Genomic DNA, 13,017 nt, shown 5'->3' on the forward strand with positions numbered 1-13,017 from the left:
TTTAAAGTCCTTGTCCTTTAAGTGCATCTGCTAGGCTGGCAAATTCTGCCAAGCTGAGAGCTTCCCCACGCACACTTGGTGACAAGCCTGCTTGGTCCAAAGCCTTGGTCAGCTTGTCCTTGACCTCTTCAGTCTTGCCAAAGTAACCTGTCAGGTTATTCCATAAAGTCTTGCGTCGATGAGTGAAACTAGCCTTAGAAACCTTAAAGAAGAAGTTCTCGTCTTCCACTGCTACGGCTGGTTCTGGACGACGCACCATTTTCAAAATAGCAGAGTCCACGTTTGGCGCTGGCACAAAGACCGTACGAGGCACGATGAAAGCAACCTTGGCAGTCATGTAATACTGCACCGCAATCGACAAGCTACCGTAAGCCTTGGTATTCGGCTGGGCTGAAATGCGGTCTGCCACTTCTTTCTGCATCATAACAACAAACTCACTAAAAGGAATCCCACTCTCGATTAAGTGCATGAGAATAGGCGTCGTGATGTAGTAAGGTAAATTAGCCACTACCTTGATTGGCAGGTCAGGATTTTTGAAATTCTGGATATGTTGCGCCAAATCAACCTTGAGAATGTCCTCGTTGACTACGGTAACATTGTCAAAATCACGCAAGGTATCTGCCAAAATCGGTACCAAACGATGGTCAATTTCAAAGGCCATGACCTCTGCTGCACGCTCAGCCAGAAACTCGGTCAAGGCACCAATCCCTGGCCCGATTTCGATGACATTAACCTGGTCATCAATCTCAGCCGTATCCACGATTTTTTGAAGAATATTGGTATCCGTCAAAAAATTTTGCCCGAAGGACTTTTTAAAGGTAAAACCGTGACGCTCCAGCACTGCCTTGGTCACGCTGTAATCTGCAATTCTCATTTATTCTCTTTTCTAATATGAACGACGATATATCCAAACAAAATCATTTCCTCTAGAACCCTGATGAATCAGGTCTTTTAAATAAACATTTGGATTCGTCAATTCTTTTGTTTCTGTATTATAACTTGTTATTGTCTTTCCACCATGTCGTAGAAGCCATTCCGTATCCAATCTAGGCAGATATCTGTCCTTTTGAAGAAAACTACAAAACTCCTCAACTGTCATATCCTCCGGGACATCAAGATCCATCTGATGAGAGAAAACATCATCACCCATACAGACAGAATCTCTATCAACTCGTATTTTCATTTCACTCTTTCCTTGTAAACATCTATTTAAATATTATCAAAGTGAATCCCCTGACATAAATCTACTTACTACTATTGTAACACATTCCCCTTACATTTGGGGTCTGCTTAGCTGTTCTCATAAGATTTCATAGCTTCTTCCACTTCTGCCAAGGTAACCCCAAACAACTCTAGGCGTTTGAGGAGTTGCTTGCCGTTGGAATAGCCAATTCGGAGAGCCTCTCCTAGATATTCTCGTCGCTTACGGCTGTCTGCCCCTGCTAGAAAACCAAGGCGAATCAAGTCGCTACGACTGATATCAAACTGACTCTCATGTTCAAATTGTTCTGTAATCTGAGCTAGAGCCATTTTCAGGTCTTCATAGCTGGCATGCTCAATTCCCAGAGAACGGCCCTTGGTCTTGGACTTGGGAACAGCTTCATCTCGTTTGAGGAAGGCATGCTGAACTGTTGGAATAGCCGTCATAATCATGCGACGAATCCGCTCCCCATTAAAATCTGGGTCTGTAAAGACAATGACTCCATGAAGCTCATGTAGGCGCTGAATACGTGCAATATCTTGCTCATTGATGGCAGAACCTCGTGTCTCATAGGTCTCTACATCGAAATAGCGTTTGAGATTGGCCGTATCATCGCGCCCTTCGACCACGATAACTTGGGAAATTTTTTCTTTCATTACTTGCTGTCCAATCCAAAAATTCGTTCTGCATTTGCAGTTGTTATCGCCGCTAGCTCTTCTGTCGTCATACCACGTAAGTCGGCGATAAAGTCCACTACATAGCGAGTGTAGGCTGTTTTATTTTCACGACCACGTTTAGGAACAGGAGCCAAGTAAGGCGCATCCGTCTCCACCAAAATCTTGTCCAAAGGAAGTTCTCTAGCCGCCTCTTGGATGTCGGTGGCCTTCTTAAAAGTCACCACTCCTGAGAAGGAAATAGTCATGCCAAGCGCGACAAACTTCTCTGCCCACTCAAGAGTCCCTGAAAATGAGTGCATAATCCCACCACGAGGACCAACGCCCTCACTTTTGATAATCTCATAGGTATCTTCCAGCGCATCACGAGTATGGACAACAAAAGGTAAATCCAAGTCCTTAGATAACTGAATCTGACGGCGAAAAACCTGCTCCTGCACCTCTTTTGGCGCTGTCATCCAATGGTAGTCCAAACCAATCTCACCTAAAGCAACAACCTTGGGATGCTTGAGCTTATCAAGCAAGTAGGCTTCAATCTCCTCCGTGTAAGTCCCTGCTTCTGTCGGATGCCAACCAATAGTCGCATAGAGCTGGTCATACTCATCTACCAACTCCAAGGCACGCTCAATCGTCGGTTTATCAAAACCAACAATATTCATCTGTGTCACACCCATCTCAGCAGCTAAGGCGATTTCTTCTGCCTCATGACCTGCAAATTCTTCTACATTCAAGTGTGTATGTGTATCAAAAATCATCTCTTCTAACCTCGTTTTCTATCTTCTATTATACCAAAAAACTGCCCTCTCTCCTCATCTGTACAAAATATTCTAAAATCCATCGTCGTCTCTTGACGCTATTTTCCCAAAGCAGTATAATAGCACTTATTGAAATTTTCAGAAAAGGAAAATACAATGTTTACAAAATTAAAACAGACCTTTATCGGTCGTCCTCTTAAGTCCTTAACAGAAGGCGAGGGAGGTCTGCTGGGAAAAATGCAGGCCTTGGCCATGTTGTCAAGCGACGCTCTATCTTCCATTGCCTATGGGCCTGAGCAAGTAGTCCTCGTCTTGGCTAGTCTCTCTCCTCTTGCGATATGGTGGAGTCTTCCTATCGGCCTCTTTGTCCTCCTACTCCTAGCTAGCCTGACCGTCTCCTACCGTCAAATCATCCATGCCTACCCTCAAGGAGGAGGGGCCTATATGGTTACTCGAGAAAATCTATCTCCCGAACTTGGCTTAATTGCTGGAGGTAGTCTGCTGGTTGACTACATGCTGACTGTGGCGGTATCGGTGTCATCTGGAGCCGATGCTATCACAGCAGCTCTCCCTGCTCTCCACCCTTACAACCTCCACATTTCCATTTTTCTAGTTTGCTTGCTTATGCTCTTGAATTTACGGGGCTTAAAAGAATCTGCCAGTTCACTGATGATTCCTGTCTATCTCTTTATCATCAGTACTGTCTTTCTCTTGCTCTACGGAATCTTTCAACTAATGACAGGGTCTCTCAGCTATCAGGCAACTTCACCTATTGGGCATGCTGCTCCGAGCCTGTCTATCGTTCTCATTCTAAGAGCCTTTACCAGCGGCTCTGCCTCTCTGACAGGAGTTGAAGCTATTTCAAATGCCGTTCCCTTTTTCAAGGCTCCGAAAGAAAAGAATGCCGCTCAGACCTTGACCATCATGGCCTTGATTTTAGGTTTTCTTTTTGCAGGCATTACCTTCCTAAACTACTGGATGGGGATTATGCCTCAACACGGAGAAACTATTCTTTCACAGATGGCTCAAGGCATCCTTGGTAATTCCTTCTTAGGTCACCTTGGCTATTATATCTTCCAATTCTCCACAGCCTTGATTTTGGCCGTAGCTGCAAATACTGGCTTTTCGGCCTTCCCTATGCTAGCTTACAATATGGCTAAAAACAAATACATGCCCCATCTCTTTATGGAAAAAGGAGACCGCCTAGGCTACTCTAATGGAATTTTAACTCTGGCTTTTGGGGCTATGATTCTTCTTCTCATTTTTAATGGCAATACCGAACGTTTGATTCCCCTTTATACTATCGGGGTCTTCGTTCCCTTTGCCCTTTCTCAGACTGGGATGATTCGCCATTGGAAAAAAGAAAAAGGGGCAAATTTCTTAAAACCTGCCCTTGCCAATATCCTTGGAGCTATCATTTGCTACGCTATCGTGCTAATCCTGCTCTTTTTCCGTCTCAGTGATATCTGGCCTTTCTTCCCGATTATTCTCGTACTCACCCTACTTTTCTTGGCCATTCACAGTCATTACCAAAAAGTTGCCCAACAACTACGACTCTATGAAGGAATCGAAAAACGTACTTACGACGGCAATCTGGTTCTGGTCCTCGTAGGAAATGTCACCCGAGTCAGCGTTGGAGCCATTAACTACGCCCAAAGTATCGGTGACGAAGTCTTAGCCATGCACATTTCTACTAAGGAAACAGCAGAGAAAGACCAAGAAATTCTCCAAGAATTTGCCGATTACTTCCCAACCATTACTCTGAAAAATATCAAGACCAGCTACCGCGATATCATCACGCCTACTGTCAAGTATGTCAAACGGATATCCGAGGAAGCCCAGAAAAAGAACTATACAGTCACTGTTCTGGTACCCCAGTTTATCCCTAATAAACCTTGGCAAAATATCCTGCACAATCAGATGAGTCTCAAACTCAAATACGCCCTTCGTTGGCACCAAGACGTCGTTGTCGCTAGCTACTCATATCACTTAAAAGAATAAAGAAAAGGCCCTACCAGAACCAATAAGCGTCTGGTAAGGCCTTTTTCTGAATCCTATCACTATGCTTAACTGCAAAGCATGACTAGGAATATTATTGAATGTGGTTAGCTAAATCTTCCTGAGCTTTTTTATTTGACTCAGCTTTTTCTTTTAGCCATTTTTCGTAGAGTTCTTGGTACTGTTTAACAGTTACTGGCTCTTTTTGTAATTCAACATATTTGTAGTTATCCGCATTTCCTTTATGACCAACGAATGAGAATGGTCCTGTAAACGGTACAGTCTTACGGAAGATTGGGTTAGCTCCACCACTTTGAACTGGTAGGAACAAGGCGCTATCTGTCAACCAAGCTTGGGCTTCAGCATATTTTTCATAGCGAGCTTGAGTATCTGTGATTTCTGCGTCTGCCTGATCCAAGAGTTTCTTGTAGTCAGCAAGACCAATCTTGTCCTTAACTTCCTTGTCTTTTCCTTCAGACAAGCCCATGTTTTTCAACTGAGAACCTGTATCTGGATTAAGGATATCTAGGTAAGTTTTAGGATCTGAGTAATCTCCACCCCATCCTGAAATGTCGATGTCATAGTCTTTTTGTTCTGCTGTATCTGCAAAGTAGGTTGCTTGGTCTTTTTCATCTGGAGAAAGTTGGATAACATCGATGACCACATTCTCCTTACCAAGGGTTTCTTCCACTGTTTGTTTGAAAGAGCCGGCCTGTTGTACATCTAACTTAGCAGTCTGGTCAACTGGCATATCCAAATGAATTGGGAAAGTTACTCCCTGAGCTTGAAGACTTTCTTTGGCCTTCGCAAACTTCTCTTTGGCCTTTTCAGGATTCAAGAAGGCTTGTTTACCATCGTTTAGGTCGATATTTGCCCAATCTTTACCGTAGTTGACAATTTTCTCATTGACAATATCACCGAAGTTCTTATCACCAACTTGGACAAAGTTACTTGGTGTAACCGTGTTACGCAAGATACGGTCTGCTCCATCTTCACCATTTGTCTGTGCTGCATAGGCATGACGGTCAAAGGCAAAGTTGATAGCTTGACGGAAATCTTTATTCTGCATAGCTGCGCGTGAATCTGTCTTTTCCTTATCAGACTGTTTCATCGTCTGCTTATAGCTTTGACGATTAACGTTGAAAAGATAGTAGAAAGTAACTGAGTTTTGTGGTGTATAGGTAATCTTGTCCTCATTTCCCTTCTTAAGCTCAGCAAATACTGAACTTGTTGGGAAAATACGACCATCTGTATAGTTACCATCCAAGAATCCTCTTGCAATACTGTCTTGGTCAGAACCGTCAAAGAAAGAGAGTTTCACTTTCTCGATTTTGACATTGTCCTTATCCCAGTAGTTAGGGTTTTTATCAAACTCAATCAAAGATTTTGATGTGAAGGACTTAAACAAGTAAGGACCATTTGACAAGATACTTGATGGTGTCACACTTCCAAAGTCATCTCCCTTAGACTTCAAGAAAGCTTCATTTACAGGACTAAGAATACTTGCTGTTGTTTTAGAGTTCCAATAACTCTCAGGTTGGTTGAGAGTGTATTGTAGCGTGTAATCATCCACCGCCTTAACACCAACAGTTGCAAAATCAGATGATTTCCCTTCAACATAGTCTGCTAGTCCCTTGATAGAGTCTTGTACCAAGTACAAGTTTTCAGCCTTTTTATCAGCCGCATACTTGAGACCAGTCACAAAGTCATGAGCTGTTACATCCGCATACTCTTCTCCTTCAGAAGTATACCATTTAGCTCCCTGACGGATTTTATAAGTGTAAGTCAAACCATCTTTTGACACTGTCCATGACTCAGCCATAGACGGGATGAGATTGCCATACTGGTCATTTTCTAACAAACCATCAATCAAGTTGGTTGTGATACTAGATGTAGAATCTCGTGTAGAGGTAATATAATCCAAGGTATCTGGGTTATTGACAAAGATATAAGAGTAAGTCTTGTCTGCATTACTTGATTGGGAAGACCCACATGCCGCTAGAGCTAGACCTGCTGTCAAAGCCATAGCTCCAAAAAGCATAACTTTTGATTTCTTCATGATTATTCTCCATTTTTACAGTATGTGAAATATTATACACTATTTGAGCAAAAATATAAAGCCTTTTGAACTTTTTTTACAAAAATAAAAATCAGTAGACTCGAGTTCCTACTGATTTTTGTTATGGTTCGTTTGGATTATGCAGCCAAAACTTTGCGTCCTTTACGACGACGAGCTGCCAATACGCGACGACCGTTTTTAGTTGACATACGGTTACGGAATCCGTGTTTGCGCGCACGACGAAGTTTACTTGGTTGATAAGTACGTTTCACGATGAATACCTCCTCATAGATTTTGTATTCGTTTAGCCGGCTATAAAGTGATCAGTTACTAAACATACTTTACTATTCTATCTGATTCTTTCACTTTTGTCAATAGCTCAAGGCAAATGTTTCCAGCTTTTTCGAATGTAAGCCCTATCTACGATACTGTTTTAAGAATCGAGTCATCTTTTCTTGGATTTGGGCCAGTTCATCAACACGAGGAAGGTAAACGATACGGAAGTGGTCTGGTTCCTGCCAGTTAAAGCCTCGACCATGAACCAAGAGAACCTTTTCCTGCTTCAAGAAATCAAGGACAAACTGCTCATCATCATCGATGCGGTACATATTGCGGTCGATTTTAGGGAAGATATAGAGTCCAGCCTTGGGTTTAACAGCAGATAAACCTGGAATATCTTGAATGGCATTGTAGATGAAGTTTCTTTGCTCGTAAATTCGTCCACCAGGAAGGAGCAATTCATCAACTGATTGGTGACCACCCAAGGAAGTTTGTACGACTTGTTGGGCCAAAACGTTAGAGCAAAGGCGCATATTGGATAGCATATTGAGCCCTTCGATATATCCCTTGACATGAGTCTTAGGTCCAGACAAGACCATCCAACCCACACGGAAACCAGCAATACGGTGGGATTTTGATAGACCATTCATGCTGACACAGAAAACATCTGGTGCCAAACTAGCCACAGGCGTATGCACATGTCCATCCATAACCATGCGGTCATAGATTTCATCCGCAAAGATAATCAAATCGTTTTGACGGGCAATCTCAATAATCTCCAGCAAGAGTTCCTTCGGATAAAGGGCTCCAGTTGGGTTATTTGGATTGATAAGGACGATTGCCTTGGTATTGGAAGTGATTTTTGACTTGATATCGTCAATATCTGGGTACCATTCTGCAGCTTCATCACAGATATAGTGAACGGCATTTCCTCCAGCTAGGCTGACAGCAGCTGTCCATAGAGGATAGTCTGGCATAGGCACCAAGACCTCATCCCCATTGTCCAAAAGTCCCTGCATGGACATGACAATCAGCTCACTGACACCATTTCCAAGGTAAATATCATCAATATCTACGTTAGGAAATTTCTTCAATTGGCAATACTGCATGATAGCCTTACGGGCTGAGAAAATCCCTTTGGAGTCAGAGTAACCTTCACTATCACGCGCATTCATAATCAAGTCATGAATGACCTCGTCTGGCGCTGTAAAGCCAAATTCTGCTGGATTTCCTGTATTCAGACGTAAAATCTTTTCTCCGTTTGCTCGCATTCGCATGGCTTCTTCCAAAACAGGACCACGGATATCATAAGCAACATGCTCTAACTTACTAGACTTGTTATATTCTTTCATCTTGTTTCCTCAATTCATCAGGATAGTAACATTATACCACTAGAAAGAAAATGCGACAAGTTTACTGAAATGTGTTACTAAAATCCTACAGAAGAAAAACCTCACTAAAAGCGAGGTTAAGACAGAGGAGATAGCAGGTGTTTTGCAAAGACAGATCACATACCAAAAGATAAACCTAGAAAAAGCAAGCCTAAAAAGGAGTCATAGAGAAGATTGAACATGAGGAAAAGCCCCCATATCATCAAGTAATCCCAACGCCCACTTCGTTTAGCGACTAGGAATAATACCAAATGGTAGAGTAAATGAAAGACTAAAAAGCCGATAAAACCTGGATAAAGAAGCGGTACCAGACTCTCTAATTGCCAGATCATGATAACTTCTACCAAGACTGAAACTAGGATAATTCCATAATAAAAGGAATTTGATTTTTGAAAAGAGTTTTTCATCATTCTCCCTCCCTTCACTTATTTCCTGCTATCCTTTCTTTTATTTTATCATATATTTATATAGATTTTAAGCGCTAACATTCTTTTGAAAAATACTTTTTTTGCTTTACTTCTATAGTGAAAAGGTTTACAATTATAGTAAGAAAATTTCAGGAGGTTTCATTATGGCACAACGTTACCAAAATATCATGGTCGCAATCGATGGTTCTAAGGAAGCGGACTTGGCTTTTGTCAAGGGAGTTCATTCTGCTCTACGAAACGACGCTAAACTCACCATCGCACATGTCATTGACACACGCGCTCTCCAAAGCGTATCCACCTTTGATGCTGAAGTTTACGAAGAACTCCAAGTAGACGCTGAAAGTCTGATGAAAGAGTACGAAAAACGTGCTAAAGATGCTGGTGTGGCAGATGTTCACATCGTCATTGAAATGGGAAATCCAAAGACCCTACTGGCACGTACTATTCCCGATGCTGAGGAAGTGGACCTCATCCTTGTTGGTGCCACTGGTCTCAACGCCTTTGAACGCCTCTTGGTTGGTTCTTCATCTGAATACATCCTCCGCCATGCTAAGGTCGATTTGCTGGTTGTGAGAGAACAAGAAAAAACCTTATAGTCGCAAAGAAAAGGAGCCCAGAGCTCCTTTTTACTGTTCTTTTCTCTCTTTATGGCGTTCGTAAGCCTTGAGCTGGCGCTGCAGTTCCTTTTTAATAGCAGGTTCTGGAGCATATTTTTCTTCCCAATCATCTGGTTTTAAAATTTTGTGGGTCACTGGATCAAAATGAGCCTTGCCATCTGGGAAAATTTTCCCCATATTGGCCTGATGGACAATATCAAAAATACGTTCTGGGTCCACCCCCATCAAAACAAAACTACCATAGGTAAAGTAAAGCGTGTCAATCAGGGCATCCACTTGCCCCACCAAATCTTCCTGGGCTGGCGTCTTCTTAGCTACTTTATCTGCTGCCTTATCAAGAGCCTGATGAAGTTGCGATAGAGCTTGACCAAAGTCCTCTTCAGAAGGACTGGCCGCTCGAACAAACTCCACCAATTCTTCTATTTTAAAACCAGCCCTGTGGGTTGCACCTTCTAAATCCCAAGCTCGAGGTTCTTCTTGAGTTCGTTCATCCATCATGTGGTGGAAGGTCTTGACCTTATTGAAATGATAGTCACGGCTGACAAAGACTTTTTCTGAAGCCAAAACACCAAAATGTTCCAAGGCCTTGTGAATTCCGTCTTGCTGATTGCTGGTAGTGATATGCTTGGCAACTTCCTTGACACTGCTACTACCATTTCCCATAGCGACCGACATACCCACACCTGCAAGCATTTCTAGGTCGTTATCTGAGTCACCAAAGGCCATCACTTGGTTGAGGTCAAAGCCATATTCTTTCCCAACTCTGCGAATACCTTCCAATTTAGAATTACCTTGATTGATGACATCCGCTGCAAATGGATTACTACGTGTCAATTTCAAGTCTTCAAAATCAGCTGCTGCCTTCTCAGATTCTTCTGGCGTCATCAACATCAAAACTTGGTAGATAGGCTGATTCATTAGATCAAGCAGGTCTTCTTCCTTTTGGGGAACAACCTTGCTGACCATACGATTAAAGGAATGACTCACCGTCCGAGTTAAAACAGAGGGAACGAAGCGACTGATTCGTTGGGAAAACGAACCCAGACCAAAAGACATGATTTTGGAACCCAGCATGGCATCCTTGGTCCCTAGGGCAATCTCCTTGCCCTCTTTTTTAGCATACGTAATGAGCTGGCGCAAATGTAACTTGGAAATTGGGCTCGTGAACAAGACTCTGTCTTTAGTAAAGATATACTGGCCATTATAGGTTACCGCAAAATCCAGATTCAAATCGTCCATCAATTCCTTAACAAAAAAAGGTCCTCGCCCTGTCGCTACACCAACTAGCACCCCTTGTTCTTTGACAATTTTAATCGCGTCCTTAGTGGATTTCAAAACACTCTTGCGATCGTTGACCAAGGTTCCATCGATATCAAAAAAAACAGCTTTGACTTCCATCCTATCCCAATCTCCCCTTTTGTGATACAATGATTATACCACATTTCAGAAAGAGTGAGTAAATCATGCCTAAGAAAATCCTTGTTTTACATACAGGTGGGACTATTTCCATGCAGGCCGATGCTTCTGGCGCTGTTGTGACTAGTTCAGATAATCCCATGAACCACGTGTCCAACCCACTTGAAGGAATCCAAGTCCACGCCTTGGACTTTTTTAACCTGCCAAGCCCTCATATCAAACCCAATCATATGCTAGCCCTCTACCAAAAAATTAAAGAGGAAGCTGCTAACTACGATGGAGTGGTGATCACACATGGGACCGATACTTTAGAGGAAACAGCCTATTTCCTTGACACCATGGAAGTTCCCCACATGCCAATTGTTCTAACAGGAGCCATGCGCAGCTCCAACGAACTCGGCAGTGACGGTGTTTATAATTATCTGAGTGCTTTGCGGGTAGCTAGCGATGACAAGGCTGCTGACAAAGGAGTTTTGGTCGTTATGAACGATGAAATCCACGCTGCCAAGTATGTTACCAAAACGCATACAACCAACGTCAGCACCTTCCAGACTCCAACACACGGTCCACTTGGTCTGATTATGAAACAGGAAATCCTCTACTTTAAAACAGCTGAACCTCGTGTTCGCTTTGACCTTAATCACATACAAGGCTTAGTCCCTATCATCTCTGCTTATGCTGGTATGACAGATGAGCTGATTGATATGCTTGATTTGGAACAATTGGACGGTTTGATTATCCAAGCCTTCGGAGCTGGTAATATTCCCAAAGAAACGGCTGAAAAGTTAGAAAGCCTTCTGCAAAAAGGAATCCCAGTCGCCCTTGTTTCACGATGCTTTAACGGTATTGCGGAACCTGTTTATGCCTACCAGGGCGGGGGCGTGCAGTTGCAAAAATCTGGTGTCTTCTTTGTTAAAGAACTCAACGCCCAAAAAGCCCGCCTAAAGCTCCTCATTGCCCTCAATGCCGGACTAACAGGACAGGCTTTGAAAGACTATATGGAAGGGTAAGTCTCTTCTCTAAAAACAAATCAGGAAATCTTCACGATTCCCTGATTTTTTCTATTTACGTTTTCGTGTTGAGCGGCGTTCTGTCAAACCATGAGGTAAGAGAACTTCACGTTCTTCCAACTCTTCCTTGTGCATAATCTTAGTCAACATACGCATGCTAATAGCACCAAGGTCATAGAGAGGTTGGGCGATAGTTGTCAAGTTTGGACGGGTAAAGCGTGAGATTTGTGAATCATCACTAGTAATGATTTCAAACTCTTCTGGTACTGACACACCGCGATCAGCCAAACCATTCAAGACACCTGCTGCCAATTCATCACCTGTCACAACTGCTGCAGTTGCATTTGATGAAATCAAGCGTTCTGCCAAGGCATAGCCATCCTCATAAGTGTATTTAGATTCAAATACCAATCCTTCGCTATAAGAAATACCTGCTTTTTTCAAGGCTTCCTTGTAGCCAACCAAACGAACCTTACCATTGATGTCATCCACTAGTGGACCGCTAACGAAAGCAATGCGCTCATTTTCTTTAGCAAGGTAGGTTACTGCATCAATCGTTGCTTGTTTGTAGTCAATATTGACACTTGGAAGCTGATGTTCTACATCCACAGTTCCTGCAAGAACAACTGGTGTCCGAGAGCGAGAAAACTCTGAACGAATTTTTTCAGTCAAGTGGTACCCCATAAAGATGATACCATCCACTTGCTTAGAAAATAGTGTATTGACAACTGAAACTTCCTTGTCATCGTCCTCATCACTATTAGCAAGGACGATATTGTACTTGTACATTTCAGCGATATCATCAATCCCTTTAGCAAGCGTTGAGAAATAGCCATTGGTAATATTTGGGATCACGACACCGACAGTGGTTGTCTTTTTACTTGCAAGACCACGCGCCACGGCATTTGGACGGTAATCCAAACGATCAATCACCTCAAGCACTTTTTTACGGGTGTTCTCTTTTACATTCTTATTGCCATTGACTACACGGCTAACCGTCGCCATTGAAACTCCTGCTTCACGGGCGACATCATAAATCGTTACTGTATCGTCTGTATTCATTCTATTTCCTTTCTATATCATACCTCACGAGACTCCAAAAAAAGAGACGGTATGAAAATTTCGTTTTCATGATTCTACTTATTCCATTTTATCACTATTTGTAAACACTTTCAAGTATTTTTTGAAG

Annotated in this window: 13 protein-coding genes; 3 read left to right on the top strand and 10 right to left on the bottom strand. The window is 42.6% G+C overall.

The annotated features are described in order from the left end of the window. Position 1 precedes the first annotated feature (1 nt). From rsmA to NMM17_RS07220, 4 genes are all read right to left on the bottom strand, one after another. Entirely contained in the window at positions 2–874 is an 873-nt protein-coding gene (rsmA, locus tag NMM17_RS07205) for a 16S rRNA (adenine(1518)-N(6)/adenine(1519)-N(6))-dimethyltransferase RsmA (protein ID WP_001216838.1), read from the bottom strand. Between the two features lie 12 nt (positions 875–886). Next, positions 887–1,183 carry a hypothetical protein gene (locus tag NMM17_RS07210; protein ID WP_061864500.1) on the bottom strand — a complete coding sequence of 99 codons (297 nt, stop codon included), beginning with the start codon at positions 1,181–1,183 and terminating at the stop codon, positions 887–889. A 107-nt stretch (positions 1,184–1,290) separates the two neighbouring features. After that, positions 1,291–1,857, bottom strand: coding sequence for a ribonuclease M5 (gene rnmV, locus NMM17_RS07215; RefSeq protein WP_000659993.1), 567 nt, complete (start codon positions 1,855–1,857; stop codon positions 1,291–1,293). Next, entirely contained in the window at positions 1,857–2,630 is a 774-nt protein-coding gene (locus tag NMM17_RS07220; RefSeq protein WP_033684736.1) for a TatD family hydrolase, read from the bottom strand. Before NMM17_RS07220 ends, rnmV begins: the two co-directional genes overlap by 1 nt. 156 nt (positions 2,631–2,786) lie before the next feature. Here NMM17_RS07220 and NMM17_RS07225 point away from each other — a divergent pair, with 156 nt between their 5' ends. Beyond that, on the top strand, positions 2,787–4,631 hold the full coding sequence (locus NMM17_RS07225) for an APC family permease (protein WP_254754147.1): 1,845 nt from the start codon (positions 2,787–2,789) through the stop codon (positions 4,629–4,631). 91 nt (positions 4,632–4,722) lie between these two features. Here NMM17_RS07225 and NMM17_RS07230 read toward each other — a convergent pair whose 3' ends face one another. The 4 genes from NMM17_RS07230 to NMM17_RS07245 form a co-directional block, all read right to left on the bottom strand. Then, a complete protein-coding gene (locus tag NMM17_RS07230; protein WP_254754148.1) occupies positions 4,723–6,687 on the bottom strand; it encodes a peptide ABC transporter substrate-binding protein in 1,965 nt (654 codons plus the stop codon). 137 nt (positions 6,688–6,824) lie between these two features. Continuing rightward, positions 6,825–6,959, bottom strand: a complete 135-nt coding sequence (rpmH, locus tag NMM17_RS07235; RefSeq protein WP_000831905.1) for a 50S ribosomal protein L34 — start codon at positions 6,957–6,959, stop codon at positions 6,825–6,827. A gap of 144 nt (positions 6,960–7,103) precedes the next feature. Then, a complete protein-coding gene (locus NMM17_RS07240; RefSeq protein ID WP_000666455.1) occupies positions 7,104–8,318 on the bottom strand; it encodes a pyridoxal phosphate-dependent aminotransferase in 1,215 nt (404 codons plus the stop codon). A gap of 155 nt (positions 8,319–8,473) precedes the next feature. Next, complete coding sequence (locus NMM17_RS07245) at positions 8,474–8,767, bottom strand: hypothetical protein (protein WP_004241144.1); 294 nt, start codon at positions 8,765–8,767, stop codon at positions 8,474–8,476. Positions 8,768–8,928: 161 nt separating this feature from the next. On the opposite strand from NMM17_RS07245, the gene NMM17_RS07250 reads away from it, so the two are divergent. Next, positions 8,929–9,381, top strand: a complete 453-nt coding sequence (locus tag NMM17_RS07250) for a universal stress protein (protein WP_000079148.1) — start codon at positions 8,929–8,931, stop codon at positions 9,379–9,381. A 30-nt stretch (positions 9,382–9,411) separates the two neighbouring features. Here NMM17_RS07250 and NMM17_RS07255 read toward each other — a convergent pair whose 3' ends face one another. Next, positions 9,412–10,800 carry a Cof-type HAD-IIB family hydrolase gene (locus NMM17_RS07255; RefSeq protein ID WP_254754149.1) on the bottom strand — a complete coding sequence of 463 codons (1,389 nt, stop codon included), beginning with the start codon at positions 10,798–10,800 and terminating at the stop codon, positions 9,412–9,414. A 65-nt stretch (positions 10,801–10,865) separates the two neighbouring features. On the opposite strand from NMM17_RS07255, the gene NMM17_RS07260 reads away from it, so the two are divergent. Beyond that, complete coding sequence (locus NMM17_RS07260) at positions 10,866–11,828, top strand: asparaginase (protein ID WP_125443423.1); 963 nt, start codon at positions 10,866–10,868, stop codon at positions 11,826–11,828. A gap of 51 nt (positions 11,829–11,879) precedes the next feature. Here the strand turns inward: NMM17_RS07260 and ccpA are convergent, their stop codons facing one another. Further along, complete coding sequence (ccpA, locus tag NMM17_RS07265) at positions 11,880–12,890, bottom strand: catabolite control protein A (protein ID WP_254754150.1); 1,011 nt, start codon at positions 12,888–12,890, stop codon at positions 11,880–11,882. Positions 12,891–13,017 lie beyond the last annotated feature (127 nt).

The organism is Streptococcus sp. CF7_Ac1-12 (assembly GCF_024295905.1).
Lineage (GTDB): Bacteria > Bacillota > Bacilli > Lactobacillales > Streptococcaceae > Streptococcus > Streptococcus mitis_AP.

Bases quoted from the DNA above. Each gene is read 5' to 3' on its own strand.
- rsmA (WP_001216838.1), bottom strand. From the start codon at position 874: ATGAGAATTGCAGATTACAGCGTGACCAAGGCAGTGCTGGAGCGTCAC.
- NMM17_RS07210 (WP_061864500.1), bottom strand. From the start codon at position 1,183: ATGAAAATACGAGTTGATAGAGATTCTGTCTGTATGGGTGATGATGTT.
- rnmV (WP_000659993.1), bottom strand. From the start codon at position 1,857: ATGAAAGAAAAAATTTCCCAAGTTATCGTGGTCGAAGGGCGCGATGAT.
- NMM17_RS07220 (WP_033684736.1), bottom strand. From the start codon at position 2,630: ATGATTTTTGATACACATACACACTTGAATGTAGAAGAATTTGCAGGT.
- NMM17_RS07225 (WP_254754147.1), top strand. From the start codon at position 2,787: ATGTTTACAAAATTAAAACAGACCTTTATCGGTCGTCCTCTTAAGTCC.
- NMM17_RS07230 (WP_254754148.1), bottom strand. From the start codon at position 6,687: ATGAAGAAATCAAAAGTTATGCTTTTTGGAGCTATGGCTTTGACAGCA.
- NMM17_RS07240 (WP_000666455.1), bottom strand. From the start codon at position 8,318: ATGAAAGAATATAACAAGTCTAGTAAGTTAGAGCATGTTGCTTATGAT.
- NMM17_RS07245 (WP_004241144.1), bottom strand. From the start codon at position 8,767: ATGATGAAAAACTCTTTTCAAAAATCAAATTCCTTTTATTATGGAATT.
- NMM17_RS07250 (WP_000079148.1), top strand. From the start codon at position 8,929: ATGGCACAACGTTACCAAAATATCATGGTCGCAATCGATGGTTCTAAG.
- NMM17_RS07255 (WP_254754149.1), bottom strand. From the start codon at position 10,800: ATGGAAGTCAAAGCTGTTTTTTTTGATATCGATGGAACCTTGGTCAAC.
- NMM17_RS07260 (WP_125443423.1), top strand. From the start codon at position 10,866: ATGCCTAAGAAAATCCTTGTTTTACATACAGGTGGGACTATTTCCATG.
- ccpA (WP_254754150.1), bottom strand. From the start codon at position 12,890: ATGAATACAGACGATACAGTAACGATTTATGATGTCGCCCGTGAAGCA.